Raw genomic sequence first — 18,719 nt, forward strand, 5'->3', positions numbered from 1 at the left:
CCGCCGCCCGCGCCGCCGCCGCCGCAGCCCACCCAGACCGCGGGCACGGGCCAGACGCCCCCCACGGCCCGCCCGCAGGAGGACAGCCGCAGCGTGCTCAACACGCTGGAGCGCCTGCGCCAGCAGCAGGCCCAGCAGACGCCGCCGACCGCGCGGCCGAACCCGCAGCAGGGCCGCCCGACCGCCGGCGGCGGCGCACCGAACGGCACCGCGCCGCTGACCCAGGGCGAGATCCGCGGCCTGGCCGAGCAGGTCTCGGAATGCTGGTCGGTGGATGGCGGGATGCTGAACCTCGACCAGATCGTCGTGGAGCTCCGCGTCCAGCTCGACGGGCAAGGAAACGTGCGCAACGTGGTGCCCGGAGAGCGCGGCATGCCGAGCGACCCGCGCGCCCGGGCGGTCTATGAATCCGCGCGCCGCGCGCTGATGGCGCCGCAGTGCAACCCGCTGCGCGTCCCGCCCGACAAGATCCAGACGCTGATGGCGTCCACCTTCCGCTTCAATCCCAGGGGACTCGTCCGATGACCCTCAAGCTGCCTTCGGTCATCACCCGCCGCCATGCGCTGTTCGGCGCCGGCGCCGCGATGGTGGCACCCGGAATCCTGACCTGGCCGCTGATGTCGCGTTCCGCGATCGCGCAGGGCGCGGTGATCGACATCACCCGCGCGCGCACCGATCCGATCCCGATCGCGATCCCGGCGATGGCCGGCGCGGGCGGCGAGGCACAGCGCTACGGCCGCGACATCGCAGGCGTCATCCAGGCCAATCTCCGCAACTCCGGCCTGTTCCGCCCGGTGGAGCGCCAGGCCTTCATCCAGTCGCCGGAAGCCGCGGCCGAGCGCCCGCGCGCGCAGGACTGGCGCGTCATCGGCGCGCAGGCCCTGACCACGGGCCGCGTGGATGCGCAGGGAGACCGGCTCCGCGTCGAGTTCCGGCTCTGGGACGTGCTGGCAGACACGCAGCTCCAGGGCACCGCCTTCACCGCGCCCGCCGCGCAGTGGCGCCGCATCGCGCACCTGATCTCCGACGTGATCTATGAGCGCATGCTGGGCGAGAAGGGCTATTTCGACACCCAGCTCGTCTACATCGCGGAAAGCGGGCCGCGCGACCGGCGCAACCGCCGCCTGGCGATCATGGACCAGGACGGCGAGAACCACCGCTTCCTGACCGATGGCAGCTTCCCCGCGCTCACGCCGCGATTCCACCCCTCAGCGCGCCAGATCGCCTTCATGAGCTACAACCGCAACGAGCCGCGGGTCTACCTGTTCAACCTCGACACCGGGCAGCAGCAGATGCTCGGCAACTTCACGGGGATGACGCTCTCGCCGCGCTTCTCGCCGGATGGGCGGGGCGTGGCGCTGTCGGCGATGCGCGGCGGCAATGCCGACATCTTCGTCGTGGACCTGGCGTCGCGGCGCGAGAGGCAGCTGACCAATGGCAGCTCGCTCGACGTCTCGCCCTGCTTCTCGCCCGACGGGTCGCAGATCGTCTTCAACTCCGACCGTGGCGGCGACCAGCAGCTCTATGTCATGTCGGCGGATGGCGGGAACGTCCGGCGCATCTCCTTCGGCAACGGGCGCTACGCGACGCCGGTCTGGTCGCCGCGCGGCGACCTCATCGCCTTCACGCGGATGAGCGGCGGGCAGTTCGCGATCGGCGTCATGCGCCCCGATGGCGGCGGCGAGCGCATCCTGAGCGAAGGCTGGCAGATGGAAGGGCCGACCTTCGCGCCGAACGGCCGCGTGCTGGCCTTCTACCGCGAGACGCGGGCGCGCGATTCGCGGGGCTCGGGCTACAGCTCGCGGCTCGCGCAGATCGACATCGCGGGCTTCAACGAGCGGCAGATGGTCACGCCGACCGACGCGTCGGACCCCGCCTGGTCGCCGTTGCTGTCGTAACGAATCAGCGAAGCGCGCCATGCCGGCCCCACGAAGCGTCGGCACTTTGCTTGACCTTGCGACGGGGGGCCGTTACGGCCCCGCCGTCATGACGAATACAGGGGGAATGATGAACATCCGGATGCTCGGCCTGATGGCCGCTCTCGCGCTCGGCGCCTGCTCCTCGAATTCCGATCAGAACGCGAATGCCGACGGCGCCGGCGGCGCCGGCAGCGGCTCCGGCTCGGTCCGGCCGGGCAGCCAGGAGGACCTGGTCGCCAATGTCGGCGACCGCGTGCTGTTCGACTTCGACCGCAGCAACATCCGCGCCGACCAGCGCCCGATCCTGGAGCGCCAGGCCGCGTGGATGGGCCGCTATCCGCAGGTGCAGGTGATGGTGGAGGGCCACACCGACGACCGCGGCACGCGCGAATACAACCTCGCCCTCGGCCAGCGCCGCGCCAATGCGGCGCGCGACGTGCTGGTCGCGGGCGGCGTCGCGTCGTCCCGCATCAGCACGATCTCCTACGGGAAGGACCGCCCCGCGGCGCTCGGCTCCGACGAGCAGGCCTGGGCGCAGAACCGCCGCGCGGTCACGGTCGTCCGTTGATGCAGCGGTCAACGTCGTTGACCGCTGCATCAACGTCCTTGTGCCCTCAGGCGCCGGGCGCGGCCTCCGGCCGCTTGGCTCGCCGGACTCCCGGCGGACCGCATTCGCGGCCCCGGCCCGCTTTGCGGGCGGCGTATGCGTAGCAACTGCGGAGGAACCGCCATGCGACGCCTCGGCGTCGTCCTCGCCCTGATCGTCGCGCTGCCCGGCGTCGCGCTGGCGCAGATGGACAGCCGCGAGGGCATCGCGCTGCAGAACCAGATCCTGCAGCTCCGCCAGGAGATCGAGGCGCTGCGCCGCGGCGGCGTCGCTGTCGCGCCTACGCCGTCGCGCCCGTCCTCGGGCGGCGGCGGATCGAGCGAGATCGTGCAGAGCCTGCTCGACCGCGTGCAGCGCATGGAGGAGGAGGTCCGCGCCATCCGCGGCCGCGCCGAGCAGGCCGAGTTCGCCCAGCGCCAGCTGCGCGAGCGCGTGGAGAAGCTGGAAGGCGACGTGGATTTCCGCCTGCAGCAGGTCGAGGGCCAGCGCGGGGGTGGCACGCCCGCCGTGCCGCCGCGCGGCGCGCCGCCCCCGCCGCCGCCCGTTGCCCCGCCGAGCCAGCCCGCGGCCAACGCGCCGCGCACGCCGCAGCAGGCGCTCGCCGCCGGCCAGGCCGCGCTCGGCCGCCGCGAGTTCCAGGCCGCCGAGGCCGCGGCGCGCGAGGTCATCGCCAGCCGCGACGCACCGCGCCAGGTGGATGCGCAGATCCTGCTCGGCGATGCGCTGATGGGCCGGCGCGACTTCTCGGCCGCGGCGATCGCCTATGACGATGCGCGCCGCCGCAGCCCGCAGGGCAGCCGCGCGCCGGAGGCGACCGTCGGCATCGCCAATGCCTTCATCGGGCTGAACAACAACCGCGACGCCTGCACGCTGCTGAACGAGCTGCGGAGCGCGAGCCCGAACTTGGCCGGTGCCGTCGCGGAGCGGGCTACTGATGCCAGGCGGCGGGCCCAGTGCCGCTGATCTAGCCCTCTCCCCCGCTTATGGGGGAGAGGGTTGGGTGAGGAGGACATCGAAAAGGATGTCTGGCTCCGCGGCTCGGCGCGCCCCCGTCACCCATCCCTCTTCCCCCTGCGGGGGGAGAGGGCTTGTCCGCTAACCCGCAATGGCGGTCCCGCTGACCCAGGACGACTTCGCGGCGCTGATGGCGCCGCTCGGGCCGTTCGGGCCGCAGCCGCTTCTCGTCGCCGGCGTCTCCGGCGGGCCGCACAGCCTGGCGCTTGCGCTGCTCGCCGACGGCTGGGCACGTGCGCAAGGCGGGTCGCTTCTTGTCGTGATCTGCGACCATGGGCTGCGGGCCGAAAGCACCGCGGAGGCCGCCGGGGTCGCCGCGCTGCTGGCGGGGCAGGGGATCGCCGCCCGGGTCGTCCCGCTCCGCCTGTGCCCCGGCGCGGGCATGCAGGCCCGCGCACGGGAAGCCCGCCTCGCCGCCTTGCTGGAGGTCTGCGCCGACAGGGGCGCGCCCTGGCTGCTGCTCGGCCATCACCGAGCCGACCAGGCGGAGACGGTGCTGCTGCGCGGCCTCGCCGGCAGCGGGCCGGCGGGGCTCGCCGCCATGGCGCCGGCGCGGGCGCAGGGCCCGGCGCTTGTGCTGCGGCCCCTCCTCGGCGTCGCTCCGGCGCGGCTCGAGGCCGTGCTGGCCGCGCGCGGGATCGTTCCGGTCCGCGACCCCTCCAACCGCGATCCCCGTTTCGAGCGGGCGCGGCTCCGCGCGGCGCTCGCCGACCCCGACGGGGACGGCGCCTCCACGGCCGCCCTGGCCGAGGCCGCGTCCCGCCTGGGCGCTCGCCGGGCCGGGTTCGCCCGCGACATCGCCGTTCGCCTGGCCAAGGCTTCGCTCCTCCACGAGGCCGGCTTCGCCCGGCTGGACCTTCCCGCCCTGGGCAGCGACGGGGTGGCCGCCGCGGCGCTCGCGCTGCTGATCCGCGTCATCGGCGGCGGCGCGCACCTGCCCGCCGCGGCGGCGGTCGCGCGGCTGCTGGCGGCCGGGCAGGGGACGCTCGGCGGCGCCGTGCTGCGCCGCTCCGGCCTGCTGCTGCGGGAGGAAGCGGCGCTCGCTCCGCCCGTGCCCGCCGAAGGCGGCGCGCTGTGGGACGGGCGGTTCCGGCTGGAAGCCGCCGGACCCGGCCTCGATCTCGGCCCCGCTGGGCCGGCGGCGCGGAGGCTGCCCCGGCCCGCCTGGATGCCGGCCGGCGTCGCGCCGACGCTGCCCGCCCTGCTGCGCAACGGAGAACTGGCGGTCGTGCCCGCCCTGGCCTATCCTGATGCGACGATCGCCGTCTGCCATGCGTTACGTTTCGCACCGCTGGCCGGGCCGGGCGCCTGATCCGACCGGAATGCTGGGCCGGGCGCCGTGATTTGCCGCGTGCGGGCCGGATGGAAGAAGGCCCGGGGCGCACTATCTGTGAGGAGGCGCCGCCCCCGGGGGCGGCGAGGCATGGGAATCACCAGGTGAACAATTTCGGCCGGAACCTCGCGCTCTGGGTCATCGTGGCGCTGCTGCTGGTGGCGCTGTTCAACCTCTTCCAGCCCTCCACCGGGCCGCGCAACGCGCAGCAGCTCGCCTATTCCGACTTCCTGAACGAGGTGAACGCCGGCCATGTCCGCGACGTCACCATGACGGGACGGCAGGTGAGCGGGCAGCTCAGCGACGGGCGCAGCTTCACGACCTATACGCCGGAAGACCCGACACTCGTCAGCAAGCTGACGGACAAGGGCGTGCGCGTGGTCGCCCGGCCGGAGGACAGCGAGGTGAACCCGCTCTTCCACTACCTCCTCTCCTGGTTCCCGATGCTGCTGCTGATCGGCGTCTGGGTGTTCTTCATGCGCCAGATGCAGGGCGGCGGCGGACGCGCCATGGGCTTCGGCAAGTCCCGCGCGCGGCTGCTGACGGAAAAGCAGGGCCGCGTGACCTTCGACGACGTCGCCGGCATCGACGAGGCCAAGGGCGAGCTCGAGGAGATCGTGGACTTCCTGCGTGACCCGCAGAAGTTCCAGCGGCTCGGCGGCAAGATCCCGAAGGGCGTGCTGCTGGTCGGCCCCCCCGGCACCGGCAAGACGCTGCTGGCGCGCGCCATTGCCGGCGAGGCGAACGTACCCTTCTTCACGATCTCGGGCTCCGACTTCGTCGAGATGTTCGTCGGCGTCGGCGCCAGCCGCGTCCGCGACATGTTTGAGCAGGGCAAGAAGAACGCCCCGTGCATCATCTTCATCGACGAGATCGACGCCGTCGGCCGCCATCGCGGCGCGGGCCTGGGCGGCGGCAATGACGAGCGCGAGCAGACCCTGAACCAGATGCTTGTCGAGATGGACGGCTTCGACGCGAACGAGGGCGTCATCATCATCGCGGCGACCAACCGGCCGGACGTGCTGGACCCGGCGCTGCTGCGCCCGGGCCGCTTCGACCGCCAGGTCGTGGTGCCGAACCCCGATGTTGTGGGGCGCGAGAAGATCCTGCGCGTGCACATGCGCAAGGTGCCGCTGGCCTCCGACGTCGATCCCAAGGTCATCGCGCGCGGCACGCCGGGCTTCTCGGGCGCCGACCTCGCGAACCTCGTGAACGAGGCCGCGCTGCTCGCCGCTCGTAACGGCCGCCGCACCGTCGGCATGCACGAGTTCGAGATGGCGAAGGACAAGGTGCTGATGGGCGCCGAGCGCCGCTCGCTCGTGATGAGCGAGGACGAGAAGCGGATGACGGCCTATCACGAGGCCGGCCACGCCCTGGTCGCGCTGCACGAGCCGGAATGCGACCCCGTACACAAGGCCACCATTATCCCGCGCGGCCGCGCGCTGGGGCTCGTGATGTCCCTGCCGGAGGGCGACCGCTACTCCAAGCACAAGTCCAAGCTGAAGGCGGAACTCGCCATGGCGATGGGCGGCCGCGTCGCGGAGGAGCTGATCTTCGGCGCCGACAAGGTCTCCAACGGCGCCTCCGGCGACATCAAGATGGCGACCGACCAGGCTCGCCGGATGGTGACGGAATGGGGCATGAGCGAGAAGCTCGGCATGATCGCCTATGGCTCGAACGACCAGGAGGTCTTCCTGGGCCACAGCGTGACCCAGTCGAAGAACCTGTCGGAGGAGACCGCGCGGCAGATCGACGCAGAGATCCGCGGCATCATCGACGGCGCCTATGACCGCGCGAAGAAGACGCTGTCGGAGAACATCGACGAGCTGCACCTGCTGGCCAAGGGCCTGCTGGAGCACGAGACGCTGTCCGGCGACGAGATCCGCAACGTCATCCGCGGCGAGCCGGTCGTGCGCAACCGTCCGGACGAGCCCGCGCCGCAGCGCGGCAGCGTGCCGTCCTCGGGCCGCGCGCCGCGACCTTCGGCCGGCCCGTGGTCGGGCGCCCCGGCCCCCGGGACGTAACAACTTCGCTCCCCCGCTTGCGGGGAAGCGCCAGTGCAGGGAAAACCGCAGGGCGGGGACGAGCCATCGTCCCCGCCTTTTCCTTGCCTGCACGGGGACCGCCATGCCCGACACCTGGGTCGAGCCGATCGGGCTGTTGCGGGGCCGCGATGCCGCCGCGGCCATCGCCGCCGACCTCGCCTTGCCGCTGGGCGGCGGGCCTGCCGCCTTCACCATGGTCCGGCTGATCGGCCCGGGCGCACCCCAGGCGCCGCTGCCGCTGGCCGACGTGCCGGAGGAATGGCAGGCGCAGGTCATCGCGCTCACCAGGGGGGCGGTAAGCTTCGCGGGCTTCGAACTGACGCGGCCGCTGGTCATGGGCGTTCTCAACGCCACGCCGGACAGCTTCAGCGATGGCGGGCGGCATCTGGACCCGCGCGCCGCCATCGCCGCGGGGCATGCGATGCTGGAAGCTGGCGCCGACATCCTCGACATCGGCGGCGAGAGCACGCGGCCCGGCGCCGAGCCCGTCGGCGCGGAGGAGGAAGCCGAGCGCGTCCTCCCCGTGATCCGCGAACTCGCCAAGGCCGCGACCGTCAGCGTGGACACGCGCAACGCCCGGACCATGCGCCTGGCGCTGGAAGCGGGGGCGGAGATCATCAACGACGTCTCCGCGTTGCGCCACGACCCCGATGCCGTGCGCGTCGCCGCCTGGTCGGAATGCGGCGTGATCCTGATGCACATGCTGGGCGATGACCCCCGTACCATGCAGCAGGACATCCGCTACGACGACGTCGCGCTGGAGGTCGCGCAGTTCCTCGCCGAGCGCGTGGAATGGGCCGAGGCGAACGGCATCGCGCGATCGCGGATCGCGCTCGATCCCGGGATCGGGTTCGGCAAGCGGCTGAAGCAGAACCTGGAGGTCACGCAACGCCTGCCGCTGCTGGCCGGGCTCGGCCGGCCGGTCGTCTTCGGCGGCAGCCGGAAGCGCTGGATCGGGGAGCTTTCGGGCGTCGAGGCCGCCGAACGCCGCGTTGCCGGCAGCGTCGGCGCGGCCGTCGCCGCCGCGCAGCGCGGCGCGTCCATCCTGCGCGTCCATGACGTCGCCGAGACCATCCAGGCGCTCGCCGTCCTGGGCGCGGCGGAGGCCGGCGCGGTCCAACCGGTGGACGCAGAGCCGGCGGAGGAATAATCAGCGTCCATGAGCACGCGCCGCTATTTCGGCACCGATGGCATCCGCGGCACCGCCAACCGCCCTCCGATGGATGCCGCGACCGCGCTGCGTCTCGGCCAGGCCGCCGGGCGCTTCTTCAACAGGGGTGCGCATCGTCACCGCGTCGTGATCGGCAAGGACACGCGCCTGTCCGGCTACATGCTGGAGCCCGCGCTGACCGCAGGCTTCATCGGCGCGGGGATGGACGTGATGATCGTCGGGCCGATGCCGACGCCGGCCATCGCGATGCTGACGCGCAGCCTCCGCGCCGATCTCGGCGTGATGATCTCGGCGTCCCACAATCCCTATGAGGACAACGGCATCAAGCTGTTCGGCCCCGACGGCCTCAAGCTGTCGGACGACGAGGAAGCCGCGATCGAGGCGATGATGACGGCGCCCGACAGCTGCGAGGGCTTGGCCGCGCCATCGAAGCTCGGCCGCGCCAGTCGGATCGAGGACGCGCCAGGCCGCTACATCGAGGCGGCGAAGGCCAGCTTCCCCAAGGGCCGCAGCCTGGAAGGGCTGCGCATCGCCGTGGATTGCGCGCATGGCGCGGCCTACAAGGTCGCGCCGACCGTGCTGTGGGAACTCGGCGCGGAGGTCGTGCCGGTCGGCGTGACGCCGGACGGGCTCAACATCAACCGCGAATGCGGCGCGACGGCGCCGGGCAAGCTCGCGGAGCTCGTGCGCGAACGCCGCGCGGATCTCGGCATCGCGCTGGATGGCGACGCGGATCGCCTGGTGCTGGCCGACGAGCAGGGCGGCATCGTGGACGGCGACCAGATCCTGGCGCTGATCGCGGGGTCCTGGCACCGCGACGGGCGGCTGCGCGGCACCGGCGTGGTCGCGACAGTGATGTCGAACCTCGGGCTCGAGCGGCATCTCGGCGGCATGGGGCTTGCGCTTCACCGCACCAGGGTCGGCGACCGCTACGTCGCGGAGCGCATGCGCGAGAGCGGCTGCAACCTCGGCGGCGAGCAGTCCGGCCACATGATCCTCTCGGATTTCGCGACGACAGGCGACGGGCTGGTCGCGGCGCTGCAGGTCCTCGCGCTGCTGGTCGAGGAGAAGCGCCCGGCGAGCGAGGTCTGCCGCCGTTTCGCGCCGCTGCCGCAGAAGCTGGTCAACATCCGCTACGCCGGCGCCTCGCCGCTGAACGACGAGGAGGTCGCGGGCGCGATCGCGGCGGCGGAAGCGTCGCTCGGCAGCCGCGGCCGCGTGCTGGTGCGTGCGAGCGGGACCGAACCGCTGATCCGCGTCATGGCGGAAGCCGAGGACGAGGCCGAGGTCACCGCGACGGTCGAGGGCATCGCCGGCGTCATCCGCGCGCGCGCCGCGGCGCTGGCCTCGCGCAAAGCCGCCGAGTGATGCCCGGCCAGGGGCGCGTGCTGATCTGCGCCGGATCGGATTCCGGCGGCGGGGCAGGCATCCAGGCCGACATCAAGGCGGTGACCGCGCTCGGCGGCTTCGCGATGACGGCGGTGACCGCGCTGACCGCGCAGGACACCACCGGCGTGCATGGCGTGATGGGCGTGCCGGGCGACTTCATCCGCCTGCAGATCCAGGTCGTGCTGCGCGACCTCGGCGCCGATGCGATCAAGACCGGCATGCTGGCAGACAGCGCGACGATCGCAGCGGTCTGCGACGCGCTGGCGGCGTTCGGCCCCGGCATTCCGCTCGTCGCCGATCCCGTGATGGTGGCGAAGGGCGGCCATCCCCTGCTGGCGCCGGAAGCGGTCTCCACCCTGACGGCACGGCTGCTGCCGATGGCGGCTGTCATCACGCCCAACATCCCGGAAGCCGAGGCGCTGTCCGGCGTCGCGATCGGCGATGTCGCTGGCATGCACCGCGCCGCGGAGAGGTTGCTCTCCATGGGCGTGCGCGCCGTGCTGCTGAAGGGCGGCCATGGCAGCGGCGAGGTGCTGACCGACCTGCTGGCGACGCCGGACGGCACAGAAGCGTTCGAGAGCGCGCGCCTCGTCACGCGCCACACCCATGGCACGGGCTGCACGCTCGCCTCCGCGCTGGCCTGCGGGCTTGCTCAAGGCATGGCGCTGCGCGACGCCGTGATCCGCGCGCGCGCCTATGTCCGCGCCGCGATGATCGCAGCACCGGGCTTCGGCAGCGGGCACGGGCCGCTCGGCCATGGCGTCACCGTCGATCCCTCGCGCATCGAGAACCTGTCTTGAGAACCTACCGCTTCGTCACGCTCGACGTCTTCACCGACACGCGCTTCGGCGGCAATCCGCTCGCCGTCTTCCCGGATGCACGGGGCCTGAGCGACGCCGAGATGCAGAGCCTCGCGGCCGAGTTCAACCTCAGCGAGACCACCTTCGTCCTCCCGCCAGAGGACCCCGCCAACACCGCCCGCGTGCGCATCTTCGCGCCGAAAGTGGAACTGCCATTCGCGGGCCATCCGAATGTCGGCACCGGCTTCGTGCTGGCTACCGAACGCGGCGGCGACACGCTGCGCTTCGAGGAGCTCGCGGGACTGGTCGAGATCCGCATTGCGCGCGACGCCGCCGGCGCGGTGACGGAAGCGATCATCGCTGCACCTCAGCCGCTGACGCTGGCGGAGGAATTCACGCCTGTCCAGCTCGCGGCCTGCGCGGGGCTCGAGCCCTGGGAGGTCGTGACGGAGAACCACCGCCCCGTCCGTGCCAGCGTCGGCAATCCCTTCGTGCTGATGGAGGTGACGCCGGCCGCGCTGACCCGCGCGGCGCCGGACAGCGCCGCCTTCCGCCAGGTCGCGCAGGCCATCCCGGCGCTCGCCAGCCGCGCGGCGATCTACCTCTATGCCCGCGACGGCGCGGGCGTGCGCGCGCGGATGTTCAGCCCCGCGCTCGGCGTCGGCGAGGATCCCGCGACGGGTTCCGCCGCCGCGCCGCTCGCTGCCCTTCTGCTGCACCTGTCGGGCGCGGAAGAGGGCGCGTGGGACATCCTGCAGGGCGTCGAGATGGGACGGCCCAGCGTTCTGCGCACCACCGCCCGGCGCACGCCCGGCGGCATCCGCGCGACCGTCGGCGGCGGCTGCGTGCCCGTGCTGGAAGGCGAGGCGCGGCTTTGAACCACGCCGCGCGCGTCGCCGCGCGCCCGACGCTGGAGCATCTGCCGCTGCCGCTGCTGGCGATGCCGATGGGCACCGGCGGCGTTGGCCTGGCCTGGCGCCAGGCGCATCACTGGCTTGGCGCGCCGGAACCGATCGGCGAGGCGCTGCTGGCCTTCACCACGCTGCTCTGGATCGGCCTTGTCGCGCTGCAGCTCCTGCGCCTGGTGCGATACCCGGAAGCCGTTGCCGCGGAGTTGCGGCACCCCGTTCGCGTCGCCTTCGGCGCGGCGCCGACGGTCGGGCTGATGATCGTCTCGGCGGCGCTGTATCCGCATGCGCCGGCGCTGGGTGCCGCGGTCTGGGTGGTCGCGGTCGCGGCTCATCTGATCCTGGCGACCATGCTGCTGCGCCGCGTCGTCGCGGGACGCGGCGAACCCGCGATGCTGGCGCCGCCGCTGCTGATCCCGCTGGTCGGCAACATCCTGGCCCCCGCGCTCGGCGCGCGGATGGGATTCGTGGATGCGTCCTGGATGATGTTCGGCGTCGGGCTGATCCTGTGGCTCGCGATGCTGCCGCTGCTGCTGCACCGGCTGCTTGCAGGGCCGCCGCTGCCCGAAGCGTTGCGGCCGACGCTCGTGATCCTGCTGGCCCCGCCCGCCGTCGCCGCGCTGGCGGTGGAGGCGCTGACGGGGCGCGCCGATGCGGTGGTGCTGTCCTTCGCCGGCGTCGCGCTGCTGATCGCGGCGGTGATGGTCTCGCTGGCCGCGGAGTTCGCGCGCGTGCCCTTCGGCCTGCCGTGGTGGGGCGTCACCTTCCCGACCGCGGCCTTCGCGGTGATGCTGATGGCGCTGGGCGCGCCGGGCTGGATCGCTTGGCCGGCCCTGCTGGCGACGACGGCGCTGACGGGCTGGGTGGCGTGGGGGACAGTTGGGATGGCCCGGGCCGGCGTGTTCTTCCGGCCCGAGCACTAACCTACCGCTACTGCGGCTGGATATTCGCCGCCCTCACCAGCGCGGCATACCGTTCGCTCTCTTCCCGCAGGAACCCCGCCATTGGCCCCGGCCCCATCGTGGACGGCGTCTGGCCGAGGTCGCGCACCCGCTGCTGGAAGGCCGGCTGGGCCAGCGCCTCGGCGGCCGCGGCGGAGACGCGCGCGACGAAGGCGGGGTCGGTGCGCGCCGGCGCGAACAACCCCTGCCACACCTCCATCACCAGGTCGGTGCGGCCGGTCTGCTCGTTGAAGGTCGGCGTCTCCGTCAGGAAGGGGCTGCGCTGCGCGGTCGAGATGCCGAAGCCCTTCACCTTGCCGTCCTTCACCAGCGGCGCGGAGCTCGTCAGCGTGCTGACCGCGAGGTCGAGCTGGTTGCTCATCACCTCCGTCAGCATCTGCGCGCCCTGGCGATAGGGCACGTGCTCCATCCGGATGCCGGTCTTCTCCACCAGCAATTCGCCGAACAGGTGCAGCGAGGTCCCGGTGCCGGAGCTGCCGAAGCTGAAGGGGTTGGCCGCCGCCTTGCTCGCGGTCACCAGCGCACCGTAATTGGCCGCGGCCAGGGCGGGCTTGCCGATCAGCAGCAGCGGCAGCGTGGCGACCATGTGGATCGGCACGAAGTCGCGCAGCCCGTCGTAGCGGACAGTGGACGGCGTGACGAGCTGCGCGACGTTGATCGTGCTCTCGACCGCGAGCAGCAGCGTCGTGCCGTCCGGCGTCGCGCGCGCCGCGCGTTCCGTGCCGATGGTCCCGCCGGCGCCGGTGACGTTCTCGACCACGACCTGCACCCCGAGCCGCTGCCCAAGCTCCGGCGCGATCAGCCGCGCGATCGCGTCCACGTTGGTGCCCGGGCCGAAGGGGCAGATCAGGGTGATGGTGCGGCCCTGTGCCCTTGCGAGCTGCGGGGCTGCCAGCAGCCCGGCGAGGGCGGCGCGGCGGGTCAGGGTCGTCATGGGTCGGGCGCTCCGTTGCGGACTTGCGCAGCCTGCCATGCACGCCGCGCGCCAGCCCAGAGGCTTGCCGCGGGAAGGACGGCTCGCTAAGGCTTGTGGCGGGCCACGCCCCCCCACCGGGGCGCATCAGCTTCTGGAAGGGAGCACTCATGGCGATCGCCACCAGGCCGGACATCCGTCCGGCGAACCCCCGTTTCTCCTCCGGTCCCTGTGCCAAGCGTCCGGGCTGGACGCTGGAGGCGCTGTCGGGCGCGCTGCTCGGCCGGTCCCATCGCGCGAAGGACCCGAAGGCGAAGCTTGCCGAGGTCATCGACCGGTCGAAGGCGATCCTCGGCATGCCGGCGGATTGGCGGCTCGGCATCGTGCCGGCCTCCGACACGGGTGCCGTCGAGATGGCGCTGTGGTCGCTGCTCGGTGCGCGCGGCGTGGACATCCTGGCCTGGGAGAGCTTCTCCAAGGACTGGGCGACCGATGTCACGAAGCAGCTGAAGCTGGCGGATGCGAGGGTGATCCCGGCGGGGTATGGGAAGCTGCCGGATCTGGCGCAGGTCGATCCTCACCGCGATGTGGTCTTCGTCTGGAACGGCACGACGTCCGGCGTGCGGCTCGCCAATGCCGACTTCATCAGGGCGGACCGCGAGGGGCTGGCGATCTGCGACGCGACCTCCGCCGCCTTCGCGATGGAGCTGCCCTGGGACAAGCTCGATGTCGTGACGTGGTCCTGGCAGAAGGTGCTCGGCGGCGAGGCCGCGCATGGCATGCTCGCGTTGTCGCCGCGCGCGGTGGCGCGGCTTGAATCCCACAAGCCGTCCTGGCCGATGCCGAAGATCTTCCGCATGACCAAGGACGGGAAGATCAACGAGGGCATCTTCAGGGGCGAGACGATCAACACGCCCTCCATGCTCTGCGTCGAGGATGCGATCGACGGCCTTCGCTGGGCGGAATCGGTCGGCGGACTGAAGGGCCTGGTCGCGCGGTCGGAAGCGAACCTCGCCGCCATCGCGCGCTGGGTGGACCGCACGCCCTGGGCGGCCTTCCTGGCCGAGGATCCCGCCACGCGCTCCTGCACCTCGATCTGCCTGAAGATCGTGGCACCCTGGTTCACCGCGCTCGACGCGGACGGCCAGGCGGCGGCGGCGAAGAAGCTGGCGTCCTTCCTGGAGAAGGAAGGTGTTGCGCTGGATGCCGCGGCCTATCGCGACGCGCCCCCGGGCCTGCGCATCTGGGGCGGCGCCACCGTCGAGACCGCCGACATCGAGGCGCTGCTGCCCTGGCTCGACTTCGCCTTCGCGCAGGTCGAGGCCGAGTTCAAGAAGAAGGCGGCCTGAGCGATGCTGAAGGTCCTGATTTCCGACAAGCTCTCGCCCGCCGCCGTCCAGATCTTCCGGGACCGCGGCGTGGACGTGGATTTCAAGCCCGGCCTCAAGCCCGCCGAACTGCGGGAGATCATCGGCGAGTATGACGGCCTGGCCGTCCGCAGCGCGACGAAGGTCACGCGCGAGCTCTTCGACGCCGCGCCTCGGCTGCGCGTCGTCGGCCGCGCCGGCATCGGCGTGGACAACGTGGACGTCACGAGCGCCACCGCGCGCGGCGTCGTGGTGATGAACACGCCCTTCGGCAACGCCATCACCACCGCCGAGCACGCGATCGCCATGATGTTCGCGCTCGCCCGCCAGATCCCCGAAGCCAGCGCCTCGACCAAGGCCGGCAAGTGGGAGAAGAACCGCTTCATGGGCGTTGAGCTCACGGGCAAGACGCTGGGCCTGGTGGGCTGCGGCAACATCGGCTCGATCGTCGCCGACCGCGCCAACGGGCTGCGCATGAGGGTCGTGGCCTACGACCCCTTCCTGTCGGAGAAGCGCGCGCTCGAGCTCGGCGTGGAGAAGGTGGAGCTGGATGCGCTGATCGCGCGGGCCGACATCGTGACCATCCACGCGCCCTATACCGAGCAAACCCGGAACATCCTGAGCCGGGAGCGGATCTTTGCAATGAAGAAAGGGGCGCGCCTCATCAACTGTGCCCGCGGCGGGCTGGTGGACGAGGCGGCGCTGTACGACGCTCTGAAGTCCGGCCACCTCGCCGGCGCCGCGCTCGACGTCTTCGAGACGGAGCCCGCGACCGAATCCCCGCTCTTCGGCCTGGAGAATGTGGTCTGCACGCCGCATCTCGGCGCCGCGACGACCGAGGCGCAGGAGAACGTGGCCCTGCAGGTCGCGGAGCAGATGGCGGACTTCCTGCTGACCGGCGCGGTGTCCAACGCCATCAACATGCCCTCTGTCACCGCGGAGGAGGCGCCGCGCCTCAAGCCTTACATGGAGCTCGCGCGGCTGCTCGGTGCGCTCGCCGGCCAGCTCACCGCCGCGGTCGGCGACGAGATCCGCGCCATCCGGGTGGAATACGAAGGCCACGCCGCGGAGCTGAACCACCGGCCGCTGACCGCCGCCGCGCTGGCCGGCGTGCTCGCGCCCATGATGGGCGCGGTCAACATGGTCAACGCGCCGGCGCTGGCGAAGGAACGCGGCGTCGACGTCGCGGAGACCACGCTCGAGCGCAGCGGTGACTATGCCACCCTGGTGCGCGTCACGCTCGAGACCTCGGCCTGGACGCGCAGCGTCGCGGGCACGCTGGTCGGCCACGGCAAGGCGCGGCTCGTGGAGGTGAAGGGCATCCCCGTGGAGGCGGAATTCGCGCCGCACATGCTGTATGTCACCAACCAGGACAGGCCGGGCTTCATCGGCCGCTTCGGCACGACGCTGAGCGAGGCCGGGATCAACATCGCGACCTTCCACCTCGGCCGCGACAAGCCGGGCGGGGATGCGATCTGCCTGGTGGGCCTGGACGGGCCGGTGCCGGAGGCGGTGCTGGCGAAGGTGCGCGCGCTGCCGCTGGTGGTGCGCGCGGTGCCGCTGGCCTTCTGACTAAGGCCCGTTAGACAATGCCCGCGGCTGAGGGCTGGCGAGGGATTTTTCTTCCTGGGCAGGAAGGCGGCGCAGCCGATGGTTGTTTCATCGGCAAGCTGGCTGACGAACCCAGGGCGGAAAAGACCTGTCAGGCCGACCCGCGCGGCGTTGTCTAACGGGCCCTAGAGGCTTCGCCGGTCCTGCGTGATCGCCTGGTTCGCGGCGCCGGCGGCGTCGCGGACGCGGGGCAGGGACGGCAGGCTGGACAGGCGCCGCAGCGTTGCCTCGCCGCCGAGCGGGAACATCGGCCCGCTGAGCGCGGCGTCGGCGCGGGCCATGCTGCCGGCCTGGATCTCCGCCGCGGCTTCCCGCAGTTGCGCGATGACCAGCTCGGGCGGCGCATCCCGCGCGATGCCGATGGCGGCGCGCATCTCCGTCCGCCCCGCGCGGACGGTGGCCAGCGTCGGGCCGGTGACGCCGTTCATGTAGAGCGGGTTGATGCGGAACTGCTGGTCCAGGAATTCGAGCTGCACCGCGGCCAGCGCCGCGCCGGCGGGGTCGCCGCGATACCGCGCCATGTCGCCGAGCAGCCGCGGCGCGTTCAGCGCGGCGCCGCGCACGGGATCGCCGATGCCGCCGACCCAGCTGGCCGCGGGATCGGCGACGCAGCCCGCGAGCGGCAGGAGCAGCAGGAGGCGGCGGCCAATCAATGCCTGTCGCATGGCGGGAGAATAGCCCCCCGCCCGTCGCGCGTCGCGGTTCCGGCGGCCGCCGGAACGCTTCGTCACTTGCGGGATGGCGCCGCGGTTCGGCAGATCTTGGGCATGAAGAACACGCGCGCCGCCCTCCTCCGCCGTCCCCTGCTGTTCGCCCCGGCGCTGCTGGTCCTGCCGGCGCATGCGCAGGCGCCGCGAACGCCCGCGCAGATGGAGGGGCCCTACTACCCCCAGGCCATTCCCGCCGATGCCGACGCCGACCTGCTGCAGGTCGCGGGCCAGCCGAGGCCGGCGCGCGGTATCCCGTTGCTCCTGACGGGCCTGGTGCGCGGGCCCGACGGCGCGGGGCTGGCCGGCGCCCGGATCGAGATCTGGCAGGCCGATGCGCAGGGCATCTACCTCCATCCCCGCGACGCGCGCCTCGATCAGCGTGATGCCGGCTTCCAGGGCTATGGCCGCGCGGTCGCTGACGGCGCCGGGCGCTATGCCTTCCGCACGATCCGCCCCGGCCTCTATCCCGGGCGCACGCCGCATATCCATCTGCGGGCTCAGCCCGCCGGCGGGGGCGCCGCGCTCACCACCCAGATCTATTTCCCGGGCGAGCCCCGGAACGAGACCGACGGGCTGCTTCGCTCCATGCCGCCGGCCGCCCGCGCGCTGCTGATCGCCCGGGTCAGCGCGGTCGATGGCGGGCAGCGCGCGGAGTTCGACCTCTTCCTCGCCTGAGGCATTCGCCGCTTGCGGGTTGCCCGGGGCGGCCTGGGCTGGCAGGACTGCCGCCCGCGATGACCGACGACCCGCCCAGCCCGGCCCTGCTGCCCGCCGGCCTTGCCGACCTGCTCCCGCCCGAGGCGGAGCGGGAGGCCGCGCTCGTCGAGGCGATGGTCGAGGTCTTCGCCCGCCACGGCTACGAACGCGTCAAGCCACCGCTGCTGGAGTTCGAGGACAGCCTGTTTGCCGGTTCCGGCGCGGCGCTGGCCGACCAGACCTTCCGGCTGATGGACCCCGTGAGCCAGCGCATGATGGGGCTGCGGGCCGACACCACGCCGCAGGTCGCTCGCATCGCCGCGACCAGGCTCGCACGCACGTCGCGGCCGTTGCGCCTGTCCTATCACGGCCAGGTGCTGCGGGTGCGCGGCACGCAGCTCGCTCCCGCGCGCCAGGTGCCGCAGGCCGGCATCGAGCTCATCGGCCCCGACCTGCCGGAAGCCGATGCCGAGGTCGCGGCGGTGGCGGCTGAGGCGCTGGTCGCGCTTGGCGTGACCGACCCCTCGCTCGACATCACGCTGCCCCGGCTGTCGCCGGCCCTGCTGGACGCGGCTGGCGTCGAGGGCGAGGCGCGGCGCCGCCTGGCCCGCGCGCTGGATCGCAAGGACGCCGCGGCCGTGGCGGAGCGCGTGCGCGACGCCGGCCGGGCCGCGCATGTGCTGCCGGCGCTGCTGGCCGCGGCGGGGCCGGCCGATATCGCGCTCGAGGCGCTCGAGGAAGCCGATCTGCCGCCGGCCGCACGCGCCATCGCCGACAACGCGGCCGCGGTGATCGCGGCGATCCGCGCGCGGGCGCCGGTGCTGCGCATCACGCTCGATCCCGTGGAGTTCCGCGGCTTCCGCTACCACACCGGCGTCGCCTTCACTGTGTTCGGCCCCGGCGCGACGGGCGAGCTCGCGCGAGGGGGGCGCTACATGTCGGGCGAGGAGCCCGCAACGGGCATGACGCTCTATCCCGATGCGGTGCTGCGCGCGGTCCCCGCTGCGCCGCGCCGGCCGAGGGTCTTCCTGCCGGCGGGCGCCGATGCTGCCGCTGCGGCAGCCTTGCGCGCGAAGGGCATGGCGACCGTCGCGCAGCTCTCGCCGGACGACACCGCCCGATCGCTTCGCTGCACGCATGTCCTGGACGCGGCCGGCGTGCCGCGTCCGATCAAGGAGTAGGGTCTTCTGGCTTGCGTTGCCGCGTCGCGGCAACGCTCTCAGACGCCGGCGCGGCGCATTCGCGCCGCTTTGCTTCGCGGCATTCGCCGCGGG

16 protein-coding genes and 1 pseudogene are annotated in these 18,719 nt (G+C 72.6%); 15 read left to right on the forward strand and 2 right to left on the reverse strand.

Translation table 11 applies throughout. The annotated features are described in order from the left end of the window. The 11 genes and pseudogenes from ACLF3M_RS27855 to ACLF3M_RS27905 all read left to right on the forward strand — a co-directional run. A pseudogene (locus tag ACLF3M_RS27855) lies at positions 1-525 on the forward strand (hypothetical protein); the annotation flags it as partial. Continuing rightward, on the forward strand, positions 522-1,898 hold the full coding sequence (tolB, locus tag ACLF3M_RS27860; RefSeq protein ID WP_430660273.1) for a Tol-Pal system beta propeller repeat protein TolB: 1,377 nt from the start codon (positions 522-524) through the stop codon (positions 1,896-1,898). The pseudogene ACLF3M_RS27855 and the gene tolB, both read left to right, overlap by 4 nt. A 109-nt stretch (positions 1,899-2,007) precedes the next feature. Continuing rightward, a complete protein-coding gene (pal, locus tag ACLF3M_RS27865) occupies positions 2,008-2,487 on the forward strand; it encodes a peptidoglycan-associated lipoprotein Pal (protein ID WP_430660347.1) in 480 nt (159 codons plus the stop codon). A gap of 162 nt (positions 2,488-2,649) precedes the next feature. Beyond that, the gene (locus ACLF3M_RS27870; RefSeq protein ID WP_430660274.1) at positions 2,650-3,489 is read left to right on the forward strand and encodes a tetratricopeptide repeat protein; all 840 of its coding nucleotides are present in this window, start codon (positions 2,650-2,652) and stop codon (positions 3,487-3,489) included. Between the two features lie 142 nt (positions 3,490-3,631). Then, positions 3,632-4,852 carry a tRNA lysidine(34) synthetase TilS gene (gene tilS, locus ACLF3M_RS27875; protein WP_430660275.1) on the forward strand — a complete coding sequence of 407 codons (1,221 nt, stop codon included), beginning with the start codon at positions 3,632-3,634 and terminating at the stop codon, positions 4,850-4,852. A gap of 125 nt (positions 4,853-4,977) precedes the next feature. Next, positions 4,978-6,897, forward strand: coding sequence for an ATP-dependent zinc metalloprotease FtsH (gene ftsH / locus ACLF3M_RS27880; protein WP_430660276.1), 1,920 nt, complete (start codon positions 4,978-4,980; stop codon positions 6,895-6,897). Between the two features lie 103 nt (positions 6,898-7,000). Continuing rightward, complete coding sequence (folP, locus tag ACLF3M_RS27885) at positions 7,001-8,068, forward strand: dihydropteroate synthase (protein ID WP_430660277.1); 1,068 nt, start codon at positions 7,001-7,003, stop codon at positions 8,066-8,068. Positions 8,069-8,077: 9 nt separating this feature from the next. Next, positions 8,078-9,457: a phosphoglucosamine mutase gene (gene glmM, locus ACLF3M_RS27890; RefSeq protein ID WP_430660278.1), complete on the forward strand. Its 1,380-nt coding sequence runs from the start codon at positions 8,078-8,080 to the stop codon at positions 9,455-9,457. Further along, entirely contained in the window at positions 9,457-10,278 is an 822-nt protein-coding gene (thiD, locus tag ACLF3M_RS27895; RefSeq protein ID WP_430660279.1) for a bifunctional hydroxymethylpyrimidine kinase/phosphomethylpyrimidine kinase, read from the forward strand. The genes glmM and thiD overlap by 1 nt, the downstream gene beginning before the upstream one ends. Continuing rightward, positions 10,275-11,156, forward strand: coding sequence for a PhzF family phenazine biosynthesis protein (locus ACLF3M_RS27900; RefSeq protein ID WP_430660280.1), 882 nt, complete (start codon positions 10,275-10,277; stop codon positions 11,154-11,156). Before thiD ends, ACLF3M_RS27900 begins: the two co-directional genes overlap by 4 nt. Then, a complete protein-coding gene (locus tag ACLF3M_RS27905; RefSeq protein ID WP_430660281.1) occupies positions 11,153-12,109 on the forward strand; it encodes a hypothetical protein in 957 nt (318 codons plus the stop codon). The genes ACLF3M_RS27900 and ACLF3M_RS27905 overlap by 4 nt, the downstream gene beginning before the upstream one ends. Positions 12,110-12,116: 7 nt before the next feature. Here ACLF3M_RS27905 and ACLF3M_RS27910 read toward each other — a convergent pair whose 3' ends face one another. After that, on the reverse strand, positions 12,117-13,082 hold the full coding sequence (locus ACLF3M_RS27910; RefSeq protein WP_430660282.1) for a Bug family tripartite tricarboxylate transporter substrate binding protein: 966 nt from the start codon (positions 13,080-13,082) through the stop codon (positions 12,117-12,119). A 149-nt stretch (positions 13,083-13,231) separates the two neighbouring features. Between ACLF3M_RS27910 and ACLF3M_RS27915 the strand changes: the two genes are divergently transcribed. Together ACLF3M_RS27915 and serA are read left to right on the forward strand one after the other, a co-directional pair. After that, positions 13,232-14,410 carry a phosphoserine transaminase gene (locus ACLF3M_RS27915; RefSeq protein WP_430660283.1) on the forward strand — a complete coding sequence of 393 codons (1,179 nt, stop codon included), beginning with the start codon at positions 13,232-13,234 and terminating at the stop codon, positions 14,408-14,410. Positions 14,411-14,413: 3 nt separating this feature from the next. Continuing rightward, positions 14,414-16,000, forward strand: a complete 1,587-nt coding sequence (gene serA / locus ACLF3M_RS27920) for a phosphoglycerate dehydrogenase (protein WP_430660284.1) — start codon at positions 14,414-14,416, stop codon at positions 15,998-16,000. A gap of 164 nt (positions 16,001-16,164) precedes the next feature. Here the strand turns inward: serA and ACLF3M_RS27925 are convergent, their stop codons facing one another. After that, positions 16,165-16,704 (reverse strand): hypothetical protein, encoded by a 540-nt coding sequence (locus ACLF3M_RS27925; RefSeq protein WP_430660285.1) that lies wholly within the window; start codon positions 16,702-16,704, stop codon positions 16,165-16,167. Positions 16,705-16,806: 102 nt separating this feature from the next. Here ACLF3M_RS27925 and ACLF3M_RS27930 point away from each other — a divergent pair, with 102 nt between their 5' ends. Together ACLF3M_RS27930 and ACLF3M_RS27935 are read left to right on the forward strand one after the other, a co-directional pair. Beyond that, positions 16,807-17,424 carry a hypothetical protein gene (locus tag ACLF3M_RS27930; RefSeq protein WP_430660286.1) on the forward strand — a complete coding sequence of 206 codons (618 nt, stop codon included), beginning with the start codon at positions 16,807-16,809 and terminating at the stop codon, positions 17,422-17,424. Positions 17,425-17,483: 59 nt separating this feature from the next. Then, a complete protein-coding gene (locus ACLF3M_RS27935; protein WP_430660287.1) occupies positions 17,484-18,626 on the forward strand; it encodes an ATP phosphoribosyltransferase regulatory subunit in 1,143 nt (380 codons plus the stop codon). Positions 18,627-18,719 lie beyond the last annotated feature (93 nt).

The sequence above is a fragment of the Falsiroseomonas sp. HW251 genome, from assembly GCF_050563545.1.
In the GTDB taxonomy this organism is placed as follows: domain Bacteria; phylum Pseudomonadota; class Alphaproteobacteria; order Acetobacterales; family Acetobacteraceae; genus Falsiroseomonas.

What these genes read in the sequence shown, in the direction of transcription:
- ACLF3M_RS27935 (WP_430660287.1), top strand. Translation starts at nt 17,484, where the DNA reads ATGACCGACGACCCGCCCAGCCCGGCCCTGCTGCCCGCCGGCCTTGCC.
- tolB (WP_430660273.1), top strand. Translation starts at nt 522, where the DNA reads ATGACCCTCAAGCTGCCTTCGGTCATCACCCGCCGCCATGCGCTGTTC.
- serA (WP_430660284.1), top strand. Translation starts at nt 14,414, where the DNA reads ATGCTGAAGGTCCTGATTTCCGACAAGCTCTCGCCCGCCGCCGTCCAG.
- ACLF3M_RS27930 (WP_430660286.1), top strand. Translation starts at nt 16,807, where the DNA reads ATGAAGAACACGCGCGCCGCCCTCCTCCGCCGTCCCCTGCTGTTCGCC.
- ACLF3M_RS27870 (WP_430660274.1), top strand. Translation starts at nt 2,650, where the DNA reads ATGCGACGCCTCGGCGTCGTCCTCGCCCTGATCGTCGCGCTGCCCGGC.
- pal (WP_430660347.1), top strand. Translation starts at nt 2,008, where the DNA reads ATGAACATCCGGATGCTCGGCCTGATGGCCGCTCTCGCGCTCGGCGCC.
- ACLF3M_RS27915 (WP_430660283.1), top strand. Translation starts at nt 13,232, where the DNA reads ATGGCGATCGCCACCAGGCCGGACATCCGTCCGGCGAACCCCCGTTTC.
- tilS (WP_430660275.1), top strand. Translation starts at nt 3,632, where the DNA reads ATGGCGGTCCCGCTGACCCAGGACGACTTCGCGGCGCTGATGGCGCCG.
- glmM (WP_430660278.1), top strand. Translation starts at nt 8,078, where the DNA reads ATGAGCACGCGCCGCTATTTCGGCACCGATGGCATCCGCGGCACCGCC.
- thiD (WP_430660279.1), top strand. Translation starts at nt 9,457, where the DNA reads ATGCCCGGCCAGGGGCGCGTGCTGATCTGCGCCGGATCGGATTCCGGC.
- ACLF3M_RS27925 (WP_430660285.1), bottom strand. Translation starts at nt 16,704, where the DNA reads ATGCGACAGGCATTGATTGGCCGCCGCCTCCTGCTGCTCCTGCCGCTC.
- folP (WP_430660277.1), top strand. Translation starts at nt 7,001, where the DNA reads ATGCCCGACACCTGGGTCGAGCCGATCGGGCTGTTGCGGGGCCGCGAT.
- ACLF3M_RS27910 (WP_430660282.1), bottom strand. Translation starts at nt 13,082, where the DNA reads ATGACGACCCTGACCCGCCGCGCCGCCCTCGCCGGGCTGCTGGCAGCC.